Origin of the sequence: Rhizobium pantanalense, assembly GCF_030182525.1 — a bacterium.
Classification (GTDB): Bacteria; Pseudomonadota; Alphaproteobacteria; order Rhizobiales; family Rhizobiaceae; genus Rhizobium.
This window is the reverse complement of sequence record NZ_JAQJCH010000003.1, coordinates 119,375-136,020: the sequence shown is the minus strand read 5'-3', so window position 1 is coordinate 136,020 and position 16,646 is coordinate 119,375. Positions and strand designations below refer to the sequence as shown.

Annotated in this window: 25 protein-coding genes, 1 tRNA gene and 1 riboswitch; of the genes, 12 read left to right on the top strand and 14 right to left on the bottom strand. The window is 60.4% G+C overall.

The genetic code is table 11. From position 1 onward, the window contains the following. Positions 1-45: 45 nt before the first annotated feature. Complete coding sequence (locus PH558_RS10035) at positions 46-1,233, bottom strand: O-succinylhomoserine sulfhydrylase (protein ID WP_285203981.1); 1,188 nt, start codon at positions 1,231-1,233, stop codon at positions 46-48. Positions 1,234-1,276: 43 nt separating this feature from the next. Beyond that, positions 1,277-1,355: riboswitch (SAM riboswitch) on the bottom strand. Between the two features lie 72 nt (positions 1,356-1,427). Here PH558_RS10035 and PH558_RS10030 point away from each other — a divergent pair. Both PH558_RS10030 and PH558_RS10025 read left to right on the top strand, forming a co-directional pair. After that, positions 1,428-2,522, top strand: coding sequence for a 2'-deoxycytidine 5'-triphosphate deaminase (locus tag PH558_RS10030; RefSeq protein ID WP_069611245.1), 1,095 nt, complete (start codon positions 1,428-1,430; stop codon positions 2,520-2,522). 59 nt (positions 2,523-2,581) lie between these two features. After that, positions 2,582-2,655: transfer RNA gene (locus tag PH558_RS10025), tRNA-Gly, on the top strand. Between the two features lie 80 nt (positions 2,656-2,735). Here PH558_RS10025 and PH558_RS10020 read toward each other — a convergent pair. The 3 genes from PH558_RS10020 to PH558_RS10010 are packed head-to-tail and all read right to left on the bottom strand — an operon-like array spanning position 2,736 to position 4,342. Further along, on the bottom strand, positions 2,736-3,785 hold the full coding sequence (locus tag PH558_RS10020) for a tyrosine-type recombinase/integrase (protein WP_285203980.1): 1,050 nt from the start codon (positions 3,783-3,785) through the stop codon (positions 2,736-2,738). Then, positions 3,766-3,972 carry a hypothetical protein gene (locus PH558_RS10015; RefSeq protein ID WP_285203978.1) on the bottom strand — a complete coding sequence of 69 codons (207 nt, stop codon included), beginning with the start codon at positions 3,970-3,972 and terminating at the stop codon, positions 3,766-3,768. Before PH558_RS10015 ends, PH558_RS10020 begins: the two co-directional genes overlap by 20 nt. 1 nt (position 3,973) lies before the next feature. Then, the gene (locus PH558_RS10010; protein ID WP_285203977.1) at positions 3,974-4,342 is read right to left on the bottom strand and encodes an HNH endonuclease signature motif containing protein; all 369 of its coding nucleotides are present in this window, start codon (positions 4,340-4,342) and stop codon (positions 3,974-3,976) included. Here PH558_RS10010 and PH558_RS10005 point away from each other — a divergent pair. After that, positions 4,341-4,652 (top strand): DUF982 domain-containing protein, encoded by a 312-nt coding sequence (locus tag PH558_RS10005; protein WP_285203976.1) that lies wholly within the window; start codon positions 4,341-4,343, stop codon positions 4,650-4,652. The two genes, PH558_RS10010 and PH558_RS10005, sit on opposite strands and share 2 nt — an antisense overlap. A gap of 2 nt (positions 4,653-4,654) precedes the next feature. Here the strand turns inward: PH558_RS10005 and PH558_RS10000 are convergent, their stop codons facing one another. The 9 genes from PH558_RS10000 to PH558_RS09960 all read right to left on the bottom strand — a co-directional run bounded on the left by PH558_RS10000 (position 4,655) and on the right by PH558_RS09960 (position 9,667). After that, on the bottom strand, positions 4,655-5,260 hold the full coding sequence (locus PH558_RS10000) for a MazG-like family protein (protein ID WP_285203973.1): 606 nt from the start codon (positions 5,258-5,260) through the stop codon (positions 4,655-4,657). A gap of 99 nt (positions 5,261-5,359) precedes the next feature. Then, positions 5,360-6,499: a DNA polymerase III subunit beta gene (gene dnaN / locus PH558_RS09995; protein ID WP_285203972.1), complete on the bottom strand. Its 1,140-nt coding sequence runs from the start codon at positions 6,497-6,499 to the stop codon at positions 5,360-5,362. Next, positions 6,486-6,866: a hypothetical protein gene (locus PH558_RS09990; RefSeq protein WP_285203971.1), complete on the bottom strand. Its 381-nt coding sequence runs from the start codon at positions 6,864-6,866 to the stop codon at positions 6,486-6,488. Before PH558_RS09990 ends, dnaN begins: the two co-directional genes overlap by 14 nt. A 10-nt stretch (positions 6,867-6,876) precedes the next feature. Beyond that, the gene (ssb, locus tag PH558_RS09985; protein ID WP_285203970.1) at positions 6,877-7,383 is read right to left on the bottom strand and encodes a single-stranded DNA-binding protein; all 507 of its coding nucleotides are present in this window, start codon (positions 7,381-7,383) and stop codon (positions 6,877-6,879) included. Next, positions 7,383-7,679: a hypothetical protein gene (locus tag PH558_RS09980; protein ID WP_285203969.1), complete on the bottom strand. Its 297-nt coding sequence runs from the start codon at positions 7,677-7,679 to the stop codon at positions 7,383-7,385. The genes ssb and PH558_RS09980 overlap by 1 nt, the downstream gene beginning before the upstream one ends. 1 nt (position 7,680) lies before the next feature. Then, a complete protein-coding gene (locus tag PH558_RS09975) occupies positions 7,681-8,352 on the bottom strand; it encodes a hypothetical protein (protein ID WP_285203968.1) in 672 nt (223 codons plus the stop codon). After that, positions 8,349-8,525, bottom strand: coding sequence for a hypothetical protein (locus PH558_RS09970; protein ID WP_285203967.1), 177 nt, complete (start codon positions 8,523-8,525; stop codon positions 8,349-8,351). Before PH558_RS09970 ends, PH558_RS09975 begins: the two co-directional genes overlap by 4 nt. A gap of 9 nt (positions 8,526-8,534) precedes the next feature. Then, the gene (locus tag PH558_RS09965; RefSeq protein WP_285203966.1) at positions 8,535-8,768 is read right to left on the bottom strand and encodes a hypothetical protein; all 234 of its coding nucleotides are present in this window, start codon (positions 8,766-8,768) and stop codon (positions 8,535-8,537) included. Between the two features lie 116 nt (positions 8,769-8,884). Next, positions 8,885-9,667, bottom strand: a complete 783-nt coding sequence (locus tag PH558_RS09960) for a S24 family peptidase (protein ID WP_285203965.1) — start codon at positions 9,665-9,667, stop codon at positions 8,885-8,887. On the opposite strand from PH558_RS09960, the gene PH558_RS34225 reads away from it, so the two are divergent. From PH558_RS34225 to PH558_RS09930, 8 genes are all read left to right on the top strand, one after another. Next, positions 9,576-9,857, top strand: coding sequence for a helix-turn-helix domain-containing protein (locus PH558_RS34225; protein WP_350223804.1), 282 nt, complete (start codon positions 9,576-9,578; stop codon positions 9,855-9,857). The two genes, PH558_RS09960 and PH558_RS34225, sit on opposite strands and share 92 nt — an antisense overlap. Positions 9,858-9,944: 87 nt before the next feature. Further along, positions 9,945-10,415, top strand: coding sequence for a phage regulatory CII family protein (locus tag PH558_RS09955; RefSeq protein ID WP_285203964.1), 471 nt, complete (start codon positions 9,945-9,947; stop codon positions 10,413-10,415). Further along, positions 10,412-10,681, top strand: a complete 270-nt coding sequence (locus PH558_RS09950; RefSeq protein WP_285203961.1) for a hypothetical protein — start codon at positions 10,412-10,414, stop codon at positions 10,679-10,681. The genes PH558_RS09955 and PH558_RS09950 overlap by 4 nt, the downstream gene beginning before the upstream one ends. Further along, a complete protein-coding gene (locus PH558_RS34220; RefSeq protein WP_350223803.1) occupies positions 10,678-11,337 on the top strand; it encodes a GcrA family cell cycle regulator in 660 nt (219 codons plus the stop codon). The genes PH558_RS09950 and PH558_RS34220 overlap by 4 nt, the downstream gene beginning before the upstream one ends. Further along, positions 11,337-12,725 carry a DEAD/DEAH box helicase family protein gene (locus tag PH558_RS09945; RefSeq protein ID WP_285203960.1) on the top strand — a complete coding sequence of 463 codons (1,389 nt, stop codon included), beginning with the start codon at positions 11,337-11,339 and terminating at the stop codon, positions 12,723-12,725. Before PH558_RS34220 ends, PH558_RS09945 begins: the two co-directional genes overlap by 1 nt. Then, complete coding sequence (locus tag PH558_RS09940; protein WP_285203959.1) at positions 12,722-13,753, top strand: DNA-methyltransferase; 1,032 nt, start codon at positions 12,722-12,724, stop codon at positions 13,751-13,753. Before PH558_RS09945 ends, PH558_RS09940 begins: the two co-directional genes overlap by 4 nt. After that, entirely contained in the window at positions 13,746-14,141 is a 396-nt protein-coding gene (locus tag PH558_RS09935) for a hypothetical protein (protein WP_285203958.1), read from the top strand. Before PH558_RS09940 ends, PH558_RS09935 begins: the two co-directional genes overlap by 8 nt. A gap of 192 nt (positions 14,142-14,333) precedes the next feature. Then, on the top strand, positions 14,334-14,666 hold the full coding sequence (locus PH558_RS09930) for a hypothetical protein (RefSeq protein ID WP_285203957.1): 333 nt from the start codon (positions 14,334-14,336) through the stop codon (positions 14,664-14,666). Here the strand turns inward: PH558_RS09930 and PH558_RS09925 are convergent. Then, on the bottom strand, positions 14,633-15,157 hold the full coding sequence (locus tag PH558_RS09925; protein ID WP_285203956.1) for a hypothetical protein: 525 nt from the start codon (positions 15,155-15,157) through the stop codon (positions 14,633-14,635). The two genes, PH558_RS09930 and PH558_RS09925, sit on opposite strands and share 34 nt — an antisense overlap. Before the next feature lie 240 nt (positions 15,158-15,397). Here PH558_RS09925 and PH558_RS09920 point away from each other — a divergent pair, with 240 nt between their 5' ends. Further along, positions 15,398-16,645 (top strand): DUF7146 domain-containing protein, encoded by a 1,248-nt coding sequence (locus tag PH558_RS09920; protein ID WP_285203955.1) that lies wholly within the window; start codon positions 15,398-15,400, stop codon positions 16,643-16,645. Position 16,646 lies beyond the last annotated feature (1 nt).

Here is a 16,646-nt window from a genome sequence, read left to right as displayed (position 1 = left end):
TGAGAAGTCAAGCCGCCCGGAAATCTCCAGGCGGCTCGATTGATATCAGGCGGAAACCTGTTCGAGCGCGCGGGCGAAATCCTCGACCAGATCGGCACTGTCCTCGATGCCGGCGGAGAAGCGCACGGTGCCCGGCGAAATGCCGAGCTCGGCGCGGGCTTCATCGGTGAGGTTCTTGTGCGTCGTGGTGGCCGGATGCGTGATCAGGCTCTTCGAGTCGCCGAGATTGTTGGAAATCTTCACGATCTCCAGCGCGTTTTGCAGCTTGAAGGCTGCTTCCTTGCCGCCCTTCAGTTCGAAGGCGACGAGGGTCGAGCCGCCGCTCATCTGCTTGGCGATGATCTCGGACTGCGGATGGTCCTTGCGGCCTGGATAGATCACGCGGGCGACCTTGTTCCCCTGCTCGGCGAGGAAATCGGCAACCTTGGAGGCGTTCGCCGTCTGCTGCGCAACGCGCAGCGGCAGCGTCTCGATGCCCTTCAGCAGCGTCCAGGCGGTGAAGGGTGACATGGCCGGGCCGGTGTGGCGGAAATAGTCCTGCAGGTTCTCGTCGATCCACTGCTTGTCCGAAAGGATGACGCCGCCAAGGGAACGGCCCTGGCCGTCGATATGCTTGGTGGCGGAGTAGACGACGATATGGGCGCCGAGTTCCAAAGGCTTCTGGAAGAGCGGCGTCGCGAAGACGTTGTCGACCACGACCTTGGCGCCGATCTGGTTGGCGAGCTTGGCGACGGCGGCGATGTCGACCACTTCCAGCGTCGGATTGGTCGGGCTTTCGAGGAAGAAGACCTTGGTGTTCGGGCGGATGGCCTTTTCCCAGTTTTCGGTGAAGCGGCCATCGACGAGCGTGCATTCGATGCCATATTTCGGAGCCAGCGTCTCGACCACCCAACGGCAGGAACCGAAGAGGGCGCGGGCTGCGACGATATGATCGCCGGCCTTCAGCTGGCAGAGGATGGCGGCGGAGACGGCAGCCATGCCGGAGGCGGTGGCGCGGGCGTCTTCAGCACCTTCCAGCGCGCACATGCGCTTTTCGAACATGTCGTTGGTGGGGCTGCCGTAGCGGGCATAGATGAAACCATCCGTCTCGCCCTTGAAGCGGGCTTCCGCGGCTTCCGAGGTGTCATAGACGAAGCCCTGGGTTAGATAGATTGCTTCGGATGTCTCGCCGAATTGCGAACGGAGCGTTCCGTTGTGTACGAGCTGGGTTGCGGGGCGCCAAGTCTTGCTCATGCCATCACCACTTTCAAAACAAAAAAACCGGTCGCGAAAGCAGACCGGTTCAACCCCGGTCTTTTTAGCCATTTGTTTAACGTGGCTGCAAGCCGACCGGCCAAATCACCACGGGATAAGTTGCAATACTGCCGTTGACGGCTTGCGTCAATTCCCCGAGTTTGGTTTTGTCTGCGACAAATTATGAGAGAAGCATGATGGCTCGCAATACTGGAATTTTGGCTGATCGCGCCATCGCAGCGCTGTTTGAAACGGGGCGGCTGACAAGCGAGAGAGAACTGGATGTCGATCAGATCCAGCCGGCAAGCCTTGACTTGCGGCTTGGCTCGCATGCATTCCGCGTCCGCGCCAGCTTCATGCCCGGTCCATCACATCTCGTCGCCGACAAGCTCGACCGGCTGAAACTGCATGTGGTCGATCTCTCCGAAGGCGCGGTGCTGGAAACGGGCTGCGTCTATATCGTCCCGCTGATGGAGCGGCTGGATCTACCCGAGGATATGTCGGCCTCCGCCAATCCGAAGAGCTCGACCGGCCGTCTCGATATCTTCACCCGCGTCATCACCGATCGGGCGCAGGAGTTCGACAAGATCCCGGCCGGCTATTCCGGCCCGCTCTATCTCGAAATCAGCCCGCGCACCTTCCCGATCGTCGTGCGCCGCGGTTCCCGCCTGTCGCAGATCCGCTTCCGCGTCGGCCAGGCCCTACTCACCGAACCGGAATTGCTGGCGCTGCATGAGAGCGAGACTCTTGTCGCCAGTAAGAAGCCGAACATCACCGGCGGCGGCATCGCGCTCTCGATCGACCTTGCCGGCGACAAGGAAGGACTGATCGGCTATCGCGGCAAGCACCACACCGCCGTTGTCGATGTCGATAAGAAGGCCCAGCACGATATTTTCGATTTCTGGGAGCCGCTTTATAGCCGCGGCCGCACCGAGCTGATCCTCGATCCCGACGAATTCTACATCCTCGTTTCGCGCGAGGCGGTGCATGTTCCCCCGCACTTCGCCGCCGAAATGACGCCGTTCGATCCGCTGGTTGGCGAATTCCGCGTCCACTATGCCGGATTCTTCGACCCGGGCTTCGGCCATGCGCCAGCCGGTGGTCGCGGCAGCCGCGCGGTGCTGGAAGTGCGCAGCCATGAGGTGCCCTTCATCCTTGAGGACGGCCAGATCGTCGGCCGCCTGATCTACGAACATATGCTGGAACAGCCGAGCAGCCTCTACGGCTCCGGCCTCGGCTCGAACTATCAGGCACAGGGCCTGAAGCTCTCGAAGCACTTCCGGCTGTGATCGACACTTGGGCGGCCTTGACAGAGGCCGCCAACTGTTGGACATCTCACGGGGGTCAGGCGGGTGTAGCTCAATGGTAGAGCAGCAGCTTCCCAAGCTGAATACGAGGGTTCGATTCCCTTCGCCCGCTCCAGCAACCTTTTCAATGGCTTAGTCGACGTTCCGATAGCGAGAACAAACCGTGGTTTTACAGGCTGTTTTACAGCAACCTGTTCATCCCTCGTTCTTTTTCGATTCGTCCTGCTTGCGCTGGCGGGCTTCATTCAGCTGACGGATGGCTTCGCGCGTGGCGGCGCCACGGCTGACGTAGCGCTTGATTATCTTCTCCACCTGATCTTCTTCCCATCCCATGATTTCGGCAATCACGCGGATCGAGAGGCCGGCGATATAGAACTTGGTGGCAGCCGTGCCGCGTAGGTCGTGAAAGTGGAGATCGCGCTCCTGCATTTTGGCCTCGACCTTTGCCGTCCAGAAGGAGCTGGCGAGGCCGTCCTGCGTCCAGGGCTTCTTGCGGCTGTTGGTGAGGATGACGGGGGAGCGCTTGGGAATGCGGGCGAGCAGCTCGTTCAGGGCATCATAGCGAGGAATGACCGCTTCCTTGCGGTGTTTGCTCTTGCCGGTCGAAATGACGATGGCGTCAGGCCCGATATGCGACCATGAAAGGCGCACGAGATCGCCGACACGCAGGCCGGTATGTGCGGCCAGGTCGACGGCGAAGCCGACTTCTGCAGACGCTTCAGCTTTCAGCTGCTTGATGTCGTCATCGGTCCAGATGATTTCGGCGCGCGTGCTGGAATAGAGGTGCTTGATGCCGTCGCAGGGATTGGATGCGATCTTTCCCATTGGGTCGACGGCATGCGACAGGATCCTCGAAAGCACCTGCAGGCCGAGATCCGCGGTGCGTGGCGTTTCGGCATACTGACTGCGCCAGCGGCGAATGACGGGTCGGATCTTCTCCGGCCTGTCGAACTGCGCGATCCGGAGATCACCGAAATACTTGCTGATCTTGTCAAGCCAGGGCGTCCAGACGCGCCTGGTCGATGCGGCCAGCTTGGGAAACTCATGCGTCTTGTAGTGGGTGATGATCGAGCGGAACTTGCCTTCATCCGGCGCCTGCCGATCTGCGATGGCCTCGTTATAAGAGGCCATGAATTCATGTGTTCCCGGCTCGCCACGCAGGGCTGGGCCGCCGCGCCAGGCGTAATAGTAGACGCGGCCCTTAGCCTTGACCGTATGAATGCCTTTAAGCTCGACCTGCACCATGTCGTTCTTCGAACTCTCTCAATTCCCGGTCGAGGTCATCCTCGCCGGTTCCCTGCGGAGCTGTAAAATGCCACCGCATACCACCGTTAGGCAAGGTGTCGAGTGCGAGAGGGGTGAGGCCGGCTTCCTTCAGTGCCGAAACTGTCGTCTTGATATCGCTCGATCGTATCGCGGCGCGTCGTGCCATCTCAGATCTCCTCGCAGACGAGCGGCGCCCCGCCATTGTGGCCGAGCATCGACGCTTCCTTGCGCGCCTTCCACTGGCGCTTAATGTTGAGGCTATGGCTGACCATCTCAAGGTGGCCATCGTCCGGCCGCACGCAGAGGCGATTGCGGCAGGCGTGGTCAAGCTCACGGTTGCCTGGGATGTAGCCGTGCTCGTTCGTCCACATGACGATATGGACGGCGACGGTGCGACCGTTGAGCGACATGCGCGGGTAGTCCTTGCCGCGACCGTTCGATCCGGATGTTCCGCCTTTCCAGATCCAGCAGCCGGTGACCGGATCGATATAGACGCGCTCCATGATGCGGGCGCGGATCCTGTCACGCCGGCTCATGGCGCCTCCCCGCGAGGAACATCCGCCGATCAGCAACGTTGATGAGCGGGAGGACATCAACATGTCTGGTTGGGGAAAGTCGGTGATCGTCGAGACAAGCAAAATCGGCCAGCGGCTCGTAATCATGAATCCGGAGCGAGCGGCGGAATTCATGCTGCAGGAATGGCCGTCCAGCATTCGAGGAAAGGCATTCGCCCGAGCGCAGTCGGTCCTCCTCGGTACGCTTGAAGGGAAGGCCAAGCCGGTCGCGGCACGAAAGGCCTTTCTGGATGCCTTGAACGAGAGCGGGATCTATGTGTTCGACGAGTAGTCTCATTGCCCCGTCTCGACTGCGAGGGCGGAGCGGATGCGGGATTCGTAATCGGCTTGGGCGGCGGCTTTGGCTTCATCGAGGCCGATTGCCTCATGCCATGAACCAAAACTGGTATGCCGCCACCCAGCCTCACTTGCTACATAAAGACCCTGAAAATCGTCTAATGCACTTTGGTAGTATTCGTCTCGCTGCTTCCACTCCAGCATCTTAACGCTCACCGGCTGTGGCGACAGCTGCACCGTCAGCCCATTTTTCTCGCTGGTCGCGTTGAATTTGGCGACGACGGCCTCCTGCAGGCTAATGCCGGCCGTGATCGCCACTAGGTCGCAGCAGATGACGATATCGCCAAGTTCTTCTGCGAGGTCGGCTGCTGTGACGCGCGAGCCAATCCAGCCGTGGCGCTCACGCTCCAGCTTCTTGATGAGGTTCGAGGCTCGACCGGCAAGAGTGCTGAGGATGAGTACCTGAACCGCAGCCTCGATGGTCTCTCCGATCTCGCCGGCAAGCTCATTGCCTCGAAACGACAGATCCGGCTTCTGATCTGGGCACCATTCTTCCTGTCTCGCTAGATTGGCCGTGCGAAGGTCGGCAAGGGTGATGTTCATTTCCGGCTTCTCCAGTTTCTAACCACAATGGGCATGAGGACAAAGAGGATCGCGAGCGCCGCGAAGGTGAAAGCGCTAAACTGGACGGCGGTCCAAGGATCATCCATGGCCTAAGGCGCCTTTGACCTGCATCGGCATCAGGATCGTGTAGCCGCTCTCTTGTCCGGCGATGCGGAGCAGGGCGGGGGCGGCGCCGACGCCGATCAGCATTTCGAAGTTGTCGCCGTCGTAGTGGGCGATGGCCTCGCGCAGGTGGCGGCCGTGGAAGCCGGTCTGAATTTCGCCATTGGTCTCGACGGGGATCTCGTCCTCGCCTTCACCAACGTTGATGTCGCGCGAGCGGAGCGCCAGCATGTCTTCCTTGAAGCTGAAGGCGACGCCATTGCCGGCGTCGGGCGTGACGGTCAGCAGCCGCTGAATAGCATCGCTCAAGGCCTTGCCGCTGAAGCGGGAGATGAGGCTATCCGGTGCCGGATCGATGCGGCGCCAAGAGGGATACTCGCCGTCGATCAGCTTCGTCGTCAGTGTCGTCTCGCCTGCCGTCACGCGCATGCGATCGTGCGACCATTGAACGACCGCCTCGTCGGCCCCTTCGAGGAGCTTGATTATCTTGTCGACGGATTCGCTCGGAATGGTCACTGCCTTCATGCCGGCGAAATCGTCCTGATCGAACATTGTCGCCGGTATCAGCCGCTTTTCCAGGCGAACGCCGTTGGTGGTCACCAGCGAGACGCCATCGTCGCCGGGCTCGAAGCGGACGCCGCAGAGATAGAATTTCGCCTGATTGGTCTCAGCGGCGTATTCGACGGCGCGTAGCGCCTTCTGCAGGGTCGATGCGTTCAGGCTCAGCTCGTGCGAAAGGTTGCCCGCGTCGAGCTTGGGAAAATCAGACGCGGGCAGGACCGGCAGCTTGAGGCGGGAGCGGCCGGACTTGATCTGGATTTGCGCCATGACGCCGTCCTGCTCGATCGCGTTGACGGCGATCCGATCCTCCGGCGCGTTGCGGACGATATCGGCGAAGATATGGGCAGGGCAGGTGAAGGGAATGAACTCCTCGCCGATCGTGACGGCGAAGCGCGTGCGGATCTCCAGCGTCAGGTTGCTGGAGAGCGCCGTCAGCCGCTCGCCGTCGCGCTCGATCAGCACGTTGTCGAGGATCGGGAACTTGTTCTTGGACTTGACGACATCGCGCACGACAGCGAGCGCTTCGGCGAGCGCCGGCTTTTCAGTTACGAACATTGGGAGATCCTTTCCGCCCCGATAGCAGCTCGGCGAGCGCAAGTTGCGTCGACGGGGGGGCAAGCCCCTCTTCGTTAAACGCGGCGTGCATTTCATCCAATGCATCGCGTGTGCGGCCATCGGCGATTGCTTCATAGATGCGACGGATAGAATGGCCGACGCCTTCGACTTTGCGCCGCTTCAATTCGTCGACGATATCCTCGTTGGTGAACCTTTCGAGTGTGACGCTTTCCTCGATCTCTTCTCGAAAGTGCTCTTTGAGATCGCTCATGATTTCATCGCGAAGGTGAACTTCCTTCGCGAGGTCGTCTCCGGGAATGTCAGAGAGGTCGACATTGACCTCGCAGGTCATCTTAATGAATGTCATCGTCGAACCCTCAGAACGGAATGTCATCGTCGAGGTCGCGGCTGAAATTGCCGCCGCTCGTCTGTGATGATCGGTTGGATGTGGATGAGGAAGAGCCGGCGGCGCGGTCGCTGTCATAGCCGAAATCGCCGGCGCCATTGCCGCCAGGGCGATAGCCGGAGCCGTCCTTCTTGTTCAGCATGATCAGCTTGGCATCGAAGCCCTGCAGCACGATTTCCGTGCTCCATCGGTCCTGGCCGCTCTGGTCCTGCCATTTGCGCGTGGCGAGCTGGCCCTCGATGTAGATCTTGGCGCCCTTCTCAAGGTACTGCTCGGCGATCTTGGCAAGCTGCTCGTTGAAGATGACAATGCGGTGCCATTCGGTGCGCTCTTTGCGCTCGCCGGTATTCTTGTCTTTCCACTGCTCTGCCGTGGCGAGATTGAGGTTCGCGATGGGCCGACCATCCTGCGTGCGGCGGATTTCGGGATCGGCGCCGAGATTGCCGATCAGGGTGACCTCGTCGAGCTCCCCGGCCATCATGCACTCCGCTTTGCAGAGGCAGACGCCTGGCGGTCGATCTGCTCGATGCGGGCAACGATCAGTGCGGCGGCGCGCACGAGGTCACGCCGCTCGTCCTTGGGCTTCCACCATTCAAGCGGGAACGGCCATTGGCGAGGCGGAATATCGTCTGGAAAGGTCGTATATAGGGCGTAGGAGACAGCTGCGAGAACCAGCTCGTCGTTTTCATATCGATCATCATGATCGGCGGTAAAACCTTCGACATCGATCTGCCGCCGGCGCTCGTCCAATACATCGGCAATTGCCTTCAACATGCTATCGAAGCTCCCTTGCTGCGGCGGCAAGCGCCGCCTGGCTGACGATCCGCTCCTCGCCGATCAGGCGGGTGAGCAGCTTTCGGAATTCCTCTTCGGCTTTGGCCGCGCCCCATGGGCGAATGGCGCCGGTCGTCTTCGGAACAACGAATTTTGGAAACTGGTTGGCGGCGCGCGGACCGAAGATGGCGACGGCCTCGGCCGCGCACATGCGATCATCCATCGCTTTCACCATCTTCTTCTGCGCCGCAGTCCATGCGGCCGGCAGCGGCAGGCCGGCAGCGCCATAGATGGCGTCATCCCAGCCTTCCTTCGCCCGGCGGATCGCCTCGCGAACAGCAAGCGATGGAAGCGTCAGCGAAAGAAGCTGTTCCATCGGGCGCGTGATATCGCCAAGCGCCCATTCGTGCCCGTCGTGCAGGATGTAGAGCGCCGCAAGAAGCGACGATCCGCCTTCGTTGATGATAGCCTGCGCGCCCATGACCAGATGCTGCGCATCGGAAATGCCGCGCCCGTTGAAGCGGCGGACGCCCGAGAGGGTGTTACCCATCTCGATAAAGCAGACGCTGGCCTGATCGGGCGCGGCCAGATCCATGACCGTGCCGTCATTGTTGAAAGACCAGACCTGCTTGTCGGCGAGGCGGGGGAGCGAAGTGCGCGCGGCTGCCGTCATAGGCACCTCGCGGCGATGGCAAAGCCCAGGGCAAAGAACACCAGGCTGGCGATCGTCAATTCAACGAGGCGCATGCGCCAAAGGTGAGCTTCGCAGAGAAGCGAGGCCATCTCTTCGACCCCGGAGCGGCGGCGTGGCTGATCGATAAAGGGCGTGAAGGCGTTGCGCTGCATGGCTCGCCCTCAAATGTGCTTGTTGAAGCGGCGACGGGCGAGTGCGCGGGCCGGATCGGCATAGCGCTTGATCACCGGCTCGCGAAAGCCGCGATCAAGCAGCGCTTGGGTCGTCACTGGGCGTTGCTCGCCGGCAATCTCGCAGATCGCGTCTGCGAGGCGATCAATGATCGTCCGCGTTGGGCGTGGCTGCGGCGCGAGCTTAGGCGCTGCCTTTGGTTCGATTGTCTGGAAACGGATCATCGCTGCATCCTCGTAATGTAGAATGCAGGCAAATGTGCATTACGCACACAGAAGTGTCAATCACAAAAGTGCAAAACGCGCATCAACGATGGCGACGCGGACCGATGTGCGTTTTGCTATTCCTTTGAAACCGCATAGCATACCCGGCCAACGATAACGACCGTGTCGCCGTCATCTATTCCATCATCAATGGATATCGCGGCCTGAAAGCGCGGATCGTCAGATTCGGGAAGCAGCCAATATTTTCCTTCTTCGTCGACGTGCAGAAGTTTGACGGTATGCTCGGCTTCTCCGCTCGCCCGCCGACGCTCAACGATATATCGCTTGCCGGCAATTGGCTGCTCCTGTGTTTCCTGAATATCAGTGAAGACGAGGACCGTCTTTTCAGGATAGCGCTTGTTCATGGAGGGGCCGCGTGTCTCGGCGCCATAGAGGCGATAAGGGCGATACTCGGGATCGTCGGGGATGTAGACCGGATATTGTGCGTCTTCCTCCCACTCCCAAGTTTCCGCCCAATAACCTGCCTGGATATGAGCCGCCACTTTTATTCGTCGCAAACCTGCAGGCGCGTCGTTTTCCGCGCCAGGACCCCGGCCTTCGCCGGTCAAAAGCCATGCGGCGCTGACACGAAACGCTTTGGCATAGGTTTCAGCCGCGCGCGAAAGACCGCGCGTGCCGTTTTCATGTTGAGCATACGTGTCGTAGTTCCAGCTAAAGAACACGGCCGCTTCCTTCGCGGTTGCAAAGCCTCTGGCCTTCCGCGCACGCTCAAGCCTTTTTGCGGGTTCTGGTCTGTCGTCAAATTCCATGGTGTGCAAATTGCACGAAATCGGTGTGCGTTTCGACTTGACATGGAAACGTGCATTATGCACACTGCGCTGCATGACTAAGCTAGACATTCGAACTCTCAGGGTGCGGTTGGCTTGGACGCAGGATCAGCTTGCCGATTATCTCGGTGTTGATCGTTCGAGCGTATCGCGGATGGAAAACGGCGGCCCGATGAACGGTCCCGTTTCGCGCCTGCTCGCCCTTTTGGAGAAAGATATCGAGCTGCAAACGCCAAATGAGAATTCATGCGGTCCCCCTTGATCTGATGGGCTGACCGTACCCGCGCGTCGCACGCGCTGCACCGAAAGAATTTCCGAAAATATTTCCTTGACTCTCGGGGAGGATGACTTGCGTTCAATTTCAGACAGACAGGCGCTGACGCTCAAGGCCTCGACCCGCCGCGCCATCGACATGGCAGGCGGCGGCGAGAGCTTTCAGCACATGACGCGCGTCAATGGCGGTCAGCTCTCGAAATACGGCAGCCAGTCGGAAGAGAAGAGCTTCATGCCGATCGACGTGGCCGTCGAGGCGGATCTCGAAGCCAATTCGCCGATCATTGTCGGCGCCATGGCCGAGATGCTGGGCTACAAGCTCGTGCCCAATGGCGGCGCGATTACCAATATCTCGCTCAAGCCCGTCACGGTGAAGGATGCGCTGCGCATCGCCAACGAGGCGGCCGATGTCGTCAAGGCCATCACCGAGGCCCTCTCCAACGACGATCAGATCGATGGCGCCGAGGAGCGCGTCATCACGCGCGAGATCGACGAGGCCATTTCCGCATTCCAGGATGTGCTTGGAAGACTGCGGGTGCGCGCATGACGGCCGTCAAACCTCGCTTCCGTGCCGTCATCGATCCGGACTATCCGCGCGCGGAAGTCATCGTGGCGCACGCCGCCGCCATCGAGCCGGCCGTCCATCCGAATGCCGTCGCCTCGACGATCTCGCAGGACATCGACGACATCGAGGCGCGTTTCGATATCGAAGGGCCGATCTGCTGGCGCGATCCGATGGGATCCAGCCGCTTCGAGCGCGAGCAGCGACGCCGTGTGATCGCCGAGCGGAATGTCGGGAGGGCGCGCCAATGAGCTTCTGGACCGATGAACGGATCTTGGCGGCATCCAAGATGTGGAAGGAAACCCGGATGAGCGCGGCAAAGATCGCCGCGAAGCTGGGTTGTCAGCGAAACGCTGTCATCGGCATTGCGCACCGCAAGCGTGACCTTTTTCCTTCCCGTCAAGTGGGCGGCGACTTCAAACAATCATCGCGACCATGGTCCCGAGAGGATCTGAGCACGGCCAGCATGCTTTGGCAGCAAGGTCGAAGCGACCGCGAGATTGCAAACATCATGGACATCAAGCGTGACCGCGTCATCATGGCGCGCCGCTCTCATTCTCACATGTTCCCGGCGCGAGAACGGTCGGCGCCCCCATCGCATGATCATCAGCCGCAACGTCAGACGAGCGCGCGACTTGCGTCCCTCGGGCTGAGGGCAAGCGGAAGCGGTGCCGGCGATGGCGGCCGCAGATACCAGCATGCGGGGCAGGCGGTCGATCCGAAGACGGTTACGCGATTTTCCTCACTTTCCAGCCGGCAATGCTCGTGGCCGCTTACGAATTTCGAGGATGATGACGGCCCAGACATGCCCTGCTGCGGTCGTCAGCGCCGAGGCTCGCCGGAAACGGGATGGACGAGCCCTTATTGCGCTCACCATGCAATGATTGCTTGCGCGAGGGTCGGCTGATGGGCGCCTACGAACGTTTCCTTGAGCGCAAGCGCATCCTCGATCCGGCAACAGGCATCGAGGGTACTTTCGAGCTTCCCGAATTCTTCATGCCGCACCAGCGCGACATTACCGACTGGGCCTTGCGACGCGGTCGGGCGGCGATCTTCGCCGGAACCGGTCTCGGCAAGACGCTGATGGAGCTGGTCTGGTCGCATCGCGTGTCGGAATATACCGGCAAGCCGGTGCTGCTACTGGCGCCGCTCGCCGTCTCGATCCAGCATGGCACCGAAGCGGAAAAATGGGGCATCAGTGCGCAGGTCGTCGATGCCCGTTCTGGCGGCGCGATCGACATCAGCAACTATCAGAAGCTCGATCGCTTCGACCTATCCAGCTTCGGAGGCGTCGCGCTGGACGAAAGCTCGATCCTCAAGAATGTCGACGGGCACTATCGCACGCGGCTCATTCAGGAATGCGCCAAGCTGCCGTTCCGCCTTGCCGCCACGGCGACGCCGGCTCCGAACGATTTCATGGAGCTGGGCAACCACGCCGAATTCCTCGGGGTGATGTCCTATACAGACATGCTCGCCACTTTCTTCGTGCATGACGGCGGCGACACCAAGGCGTGGCGCCTCAAGGGGCACGCCGAAGACGACTTCTGGAAGTGGATGGCCTCGTGGGCCGTCATGCTGCGCAAGCCTTCCGATCTCGGCTATTCCGATGAAGGCTATGACCTGCCGGAGCTGCGCTACCATCATCATACGGTCGCGGCCGAATTCAAGCCAAGCTTCGAAACCGGCACGCTGTTTCCGATGGAGGCTCGCACGCTCTCGGAACGGCTGGCAGCACGGCGCGATAGCGTCAGTGTTCGCGTCGCCAAGGCGGCATCACTTACGCCGACGGATCGGCCTTTTGTCTGGTGGTGCAATCTCAATTCGGAGGCCGAGCAACTGGCCGCCGCCATTCCCGGCGCGGTCAATCTCGCCGGCTCGGATAGCGACACGGTGAAGGTGCGCAAGCTGACGGATTTCACGCTCGGCCGCATCCGCGTGCTGATCACCAAGCCATCGATCGCCGGCTTCGGCATGAACTGGCAGCATTGCGCCGATACCGGCTTTGTCGGTCTCACTGACAGCTTCGAGCAGATCTACCAGGCCATCCGCCGCTTCTGGCGTTTCGGCCAGTTGCTGCCGGTCAACGCGCATTTCGTGGCGGACGAGCGCGAGGGCGCCGTCGTCGCCAACTTCCGCCGCAAGGAAGCTGACGCCGACCGCATGGCGGCGGCGATGGTGCGGCACATGGCCGATCTTTCCGCCACGCAAGTTCGCGGCCTTGTTCGCGACAAGCCGACCTATGCGCCGACGCAGCGCATGACGATCCCGACATGGCTTAAGGAGATGGCCGCATGAAGAAGGCAAAGACCGTCGACCAGATCGTCAATGATCGCTACGCCATCTATCAGGGCGATTGCTGCGATCTCATCAAGGGCCTGCCGGAGGCGAGTGTCGATTTCGGTATCCATTCCCCGCCCTTCGAAGGCCTCTATAAGTTCTCGAATTACGACCGCGATATCTCGAACAATGAGGGCGCGGAGTTTTGGGAGCACTACGGGTTCCTGATCTCCGAACTGCTGCGCGTGACGAAGGCGGGCCGGCTTCATTCGGTTCACTGCATGCAGCTGCCGACCAGCAAAAACCGTGACGGCTTCATTGGCATGCGGGACTTTCGCGGCGAGATCGTGCGGGCCTACCAGGCGGCGGGTTGGATCTTCCATTCCGAAGTCTGCATCTGGAAGGATCCTGTCGTCGCGCAGCAGCGCACGAAAAGCCTGCGGCTCCTGCACAAGCAAATCGTCAAGGATAGCAGCCTGTCCGGCATGGGCCTTGCCGACTACATCGTCACCTTCCGCAAGCCAGGCATCAACCTGACGCCGATCGAGGGCATGTTTGACAGCTTCATTGGCGAGGATGACGAAAGCATCGGCGGGCTGGATATCAGCCAGGACGCTTACGCCGATTATGTGCGGCGGGCGACGATCGAGGAATATAAGCCTTGGCCGCTGGATATGTGGCGGTCGGTCCGCGTCTGGCAGCGCTATGCCTCGCCGGTCTGGACGGATATCCGTCAGACCCGGACGCTGCAATATCGCGGCGCTCGCGATCATCAGGACGAGCAGCATATATCGCCGCTGCAACTCGACGTGATCGAGCGCTGCCTTGAGCTATGGTCGGCGCCGGGTGAGAAGGTGCTGACGCCATTCCTTGGCATCGGCTCGGAGGTCTATTGCTCCGTCGACATGGGCCGCAAAGGCATCGGCTTCGAGCTGAAGCCATCCTATTTCCGCCAGGCCGTCCGCAATCTCGCCGAACTCGACAAGCCGCCTGAGAATCGTCTGTTCGAGGATGCGGCCGAGGAGATGGAGGCGGAAGATGCCTGATGTCATCCGCCTCACGCTCGTCACCGAATGCCCGGAAGAGGCGCTGGCGCGCACGCTGCAGTGCGCGACGACCAATGCGCCGTCATGGGTGCGCGTCATCAGCGATCCGCAGGATATCCTGAATATCCCGAACGGATCGAAGTGCATCGCCGTCTGGTTTTCCAGCCGCAAGCGCATGTCGCAGGCGGAACTGGCCTGGCGGGAACGCCGACTGATGGATGGCATCATCGGGCTTGCCGATGACGACTGGCAGAAGCTGGAAGCGTGGATATCCCGCAGGCGCATTTCCGCTGCTGAGGATATTCCCGAAAAAATTGCGGATATCCCGCAGACGATCACCCCGAAACCGGAAATCCGCAACCTCGTTCAATCGCAGAGGTGGATCTGATGCTGACCGCAATCCGTTGGGCTGCTTTTCGAGTTCAGTGCACATGGCACTTTTACCATAGGTCGACAATGACGGCACGCGAATGTTGGCAATATGCCGGCCAGATGCGGAGCTTCTTCGACGATCCCTTCAGTGATCACATTGACGCTCGCGAGAGCGTGATGATCGAAATGTCATATTGGGGTGAGTGAGATGCTGACCGCTCCGAAGCGCAGCCCGCGCGTGCTGCTGATCATCGCGCCGACCCTATACGAATGCTGGCACGCCGCCAAGGAATGGGGCCTGACGCCTGGCCAGATCGATAACTTCCGCAACGTGACGAAGGCGATCGAGCTGCGCGGCGTTGCGCCTGGTACTCCGTTCATCTGCATCAACCGCCAGAGCTGGGGCGCGACGCCGGAAGGCTTCGCGCTCGACCAGGCGCTGGAGACGCTGCAGCGGCTCGGCCGCGTGCGACCGATGGGTGATGACGACAGGCCCAACTACGTCGCTTACGCTTCTACCCCGTCGAGAGCATCAGCATGATCGACGCCCCTCATCTCATCGGCTTCCCTGATGAACGATATAGCGGCTGCGCTGCAGAATTCGGCATATTGTCTGCACACGTCGCAAAAATGAGTAACGTCAATTTCAGGCCCTATTGCAAGAACGATGTCGCCTATTTGCGCGATGGAATTCTTCAGCCTGCCGCCTATCCGCCGTATGGAATCGGCGCTGTACGGTACTGGATACTCAATTTCTTCCTCGAATTTATCAAAGCCGCCGCGTTGCAAAAAATCGATGATCAGGTCGATCTTCCCAACCGTGTAGCTCTTATTCGTATTGATCTCCAAGGGAATATGCTTCCCTTCGATCTGTCCCATCAGAATGGTCGCGTTCATCATGATCAAATCCGAAACAACGGCTACCTTTTTTGCAAGGGCGTAGTTCCTGCGCAATTGGATCTTGGCGTTATTTTCGTTGGCTTTCACTGCCGCTTTAATTTGTTCGCGAAGCGCAAAAAAGGCTTGGAACACCTATGGCAACAGCGATCCATCCACCAGTCGCCGAGAGCCATTCACGGAGACATTGTTCGCTCCCTGATCCGCAAAATGCGTCGCGCCCCCACAGCATTCGCAGTACGAACAAGGCGCATGCCGCCAAGGCAACGCCCCATCCCCATCGTTCCCAAGCCTCTTTCACGCTGTGCCCTCTCTGGTTGTTTTGGTCAATCAGACCGAAGAAGTGCATACATGGCAAGAGGGTGCTGCATGATCATGAGCGACAGCATAACCCGTTTCATCGAAGAGGCGCGCACCGTAACTGTCATCGAGGCTGCGCTGTCACTTGGCATCATCGCCGCCGACAAGGTGACGAGAAACCATGCTGGTCCTTGCCCATATTGCGGCGGCAAGGATCGGTTCTCGATCAGCCCGACAGCAGGCGCCTTCAATTGCCGCCAATGCGGCGGGAAGGGGCGCGATGGCATAAGCCTCATGGCGCTCGCCAACCACCACGATACCTCGAAGCGTGAAGGCTTTCTTGCCGCCTGCGCCGATGCACTCGGGCAATCGGTTCCGGAGGATGCCGAGCGAGAGAGCGAGGCGGATCGGCAGGCGCGACTCGAGCGGATCGAAGAGCGCGAGCGCATCAACCGGGAAAATGCGGAGAAGGCCAACAAGGACCAAGACTGGTTTCGCCAGCGCGAGATCGAGCGGGCGCGCGGCATCTATCTCAAGGCGCCGGAAATCACGACATCGGATCTGCTGCGGCAATATCTATACCGCCGCACCGGCTTTCAGATGCATGACGGCGTATTCGCTAATCTGCGGCTTCTGCCCAGCAGCACCTACTGGCACGGCAAGGATGACCGCGGCTTTGAGATCGCGCGCTATACCGGGCCGGCGATGATCGCGCCCTTCGTCAATCTCGACATGCGGATTACTGGTTGTCACCAGACATGGATCGACATCAGCCGAGCCCCGAAATTCCGTGCGGATCTCGGGATCGATGAGGACGGTAACCCATTGCCGGCCAAGAAGATGCGCGGCACGAAGAAGGGTTCCCTCATCCCACTCTTCGGCCTGATGGCATCGGCGCGATGGGTCGGCGGCGAGGGGATCGAGAACGGGCTTGCCATTGCCGGCGCCGAAGGCTTTCGCGAGGATACCTTCTATTTCGCGGCCGGCGATCTCGGCAACCTGGCGGGTCCGGCCGATCCTAAATCCTCCTTCGCGCATCCGACCATCACCAAGCAGAGCGCGAATGGCCGCACCATCCGCCAGCGCGTGCCGGGGCCGGTTCCGAAGCCGGACATGGCGCCGGACGAGGCTTTGCAGATCCCCGACCATGTGGCGCAGCTCGTGCTGCTTGCTGATGGCGACAGCGAGCCGGTTTTCACCGCCTCCGCCATGGCGCGCGCCGAAGAGCGCTTTTCGCGGGACGGTCGCGCCATCGAGACGTGGTGGCCGCCAGAGGGATCTGACTTTTCCAAACTCATGACATCGCATTTGATCGGGACATAGC

What these genes read in the sequence shown, in the direction of transcription:
- PH558_RS09965 (WP_285203966.1), bottom strand. Translation starts at nt 8,768, where the DNA reads ATGATCCGTTTCCAGACAATCGAACCAAAGGCAGCGCCTAAGCTCGCG.
- PH558_RS09975 (WP_285203968.1), bottom strand. Translation starts at nt 8,352, where the DNA reads ATGACGGCAGCCGCGCGCACTTCGCTCCCCCGCCTCGCCGACAAGCAG.
- PH558_RS10000 (WP_285203973.1), bottom strand. Translation starts at nt 5,260, where the DNA reads ATGAACATCACCCTTGCCGACCTTCGCACGGCCAATCTAGCGAGACAG.
- PH558_RS34225 (WP_350223804.1), top strand. Translation starts at nt 9,576, where the DNA reads ATGGTGTGCAAATTGCACGAAATCGGTGTGCGTTTCGACTTGACATGG.
- dnaN (WP_285203972.1), bottom strand. Translation starts at nt 6,499, where the DNA reads ATGTTCGTAACTGAAAAGCCGGCGCTCGCCGAAGCGCTCGCTGTCGTG.
- PH558_RS09990 (WP_285203971.1), bottom strand. Translation starts at nt 6,866, where the DNA reads ATGACATTCATTAAGATGACCTGCGAGGTCAATGTCGACCTCTCTGAC.
- ssb (WP_285203970.1), bottom strand. Translation starts at nt 7,383, where the DNA reads ATGGCCGGGGAGCTCGACGAGGTCACCCTGATCGGCAATCTCGGCGCC.
- PH558_RS09980 (WP_285203969.1), bottom strand. Translation starts at nt 7,679, where the DNA reads ATGTTGAAGGCAATTGCCGATGTATTGGACGAGCGCCGGCGGCAGATC.
- PH558_RS10010 (WP_285203977.1), bottom strand. Translation starts at nt 4,342, where the DNA reads ATGAGCCGGCGTGACAGGATCCGCGCCCGCATCATGGAGCGCGTCTAT.
- PH558_RS10030 (WP_069611245.1), top strand. Translation starts at nt 1,428, where the DNA reads ATGATGGCTCGCAATACTGGAATTTTGGCTGATCGCGCCATCGCAGCG.
- PH558_RS10015 (WP_285203978.1), bottom strand. Translation starts at nt 3,972, where the DNA reads ATGGCACGACGCGCCGCGATACGATCGAGCGATATCAAGACGACAGTT.
- PH558_RS10035 (WP_285203981.1), bottom strand. Translation starts at nt 1,233, where the DNA reads ATGAGCAAGACTTGGCGCCCCGCAACCCAGCTCGTACACAACGGAACG.
- PH558_RS09945 (WP_285203960.1), top strand. Translation starts at nt 11,337, where the DNA reads ATGGGCGCCTACGAACGTTTCCTTGAGCGCAAGCGCATCCTCGATCCG.
- PH558_RS09950 (WP_285203961.1), top strand. Translation starts at nt 10,412, where the DNA reads ATGACGGCCGTCAAACCTCGCTTCCGTGCCGTCATCGATCCGGACTAT.
- PH558_RS10005 (WP_285203976.1), top strand. Translation starts at nt 4,341, where the DNA reads ATGGCGCCTCCCCGCGAGGAACATCCGCCGATCAGCAACGTTGATGAG.
- PH558_RS10020 (WP_285203980.1), bottom strand. Translation starts at nt 3,785, where the DNA reads ATGGTGCAGGTCGAGCTTAAAGGCATTCATACGGTCAAGGCTAAGGGC.
- PH558_RS09960 (WP_285203965.1), bottom strand. Translation starts at nt 9,667, where the DNA reads ATGTCTAGCTTAGTCATGCAGCGCAGTGTGCATAATGCACGTTTCCAT.
- PH558_RS34220 (WP_350223803.1), top strand. Translation starts at nt 10,678, where the DNA reads ATGAGCTTCTGGACCGATGAACGGATCTTGGCGGCATCCAAGATGTGG.
- PH558_RS09920 (WP_285203955.1), top strand. Translation starts at nt 15,398, where the DNA reads ATGAGCGACAGCATAACCCGTTTCATCGAAGAGGCGCGCACCGTAACT.
- PH558_RS09930 (WP_285203957.1), top strand. Translation starts at nt 14,334, where the DNA reads ATGCTGACCGCTCCGAAGCGCAGCCCGCGCGTGCTGCTGATCATCGCG.
- PH558_RS09940 (WP_285203959.1), top strand. Translation starts at nt 12,722, where the DNA reads ATGAAGAAGGCAAAGACCGTCGACCAGATCGTCAATGATCGCTACGCC.
- PH558_RS09935 (WP_285203958.1), top strand. Translation starts at nt 13,746, where the DNA reads ATGCCTGATGTCATCCGCCTCACGCTCGTCACCGAATGCCCGGAAGAG.
- PH558_RS09970 (WP_285203967.1), bottom strand. Translation starts at nt 8,525, where the DNA reads ATGCAGCGCAACGCCTTCACGCCCTTTATCGATCAGCCACGCCGCCGC.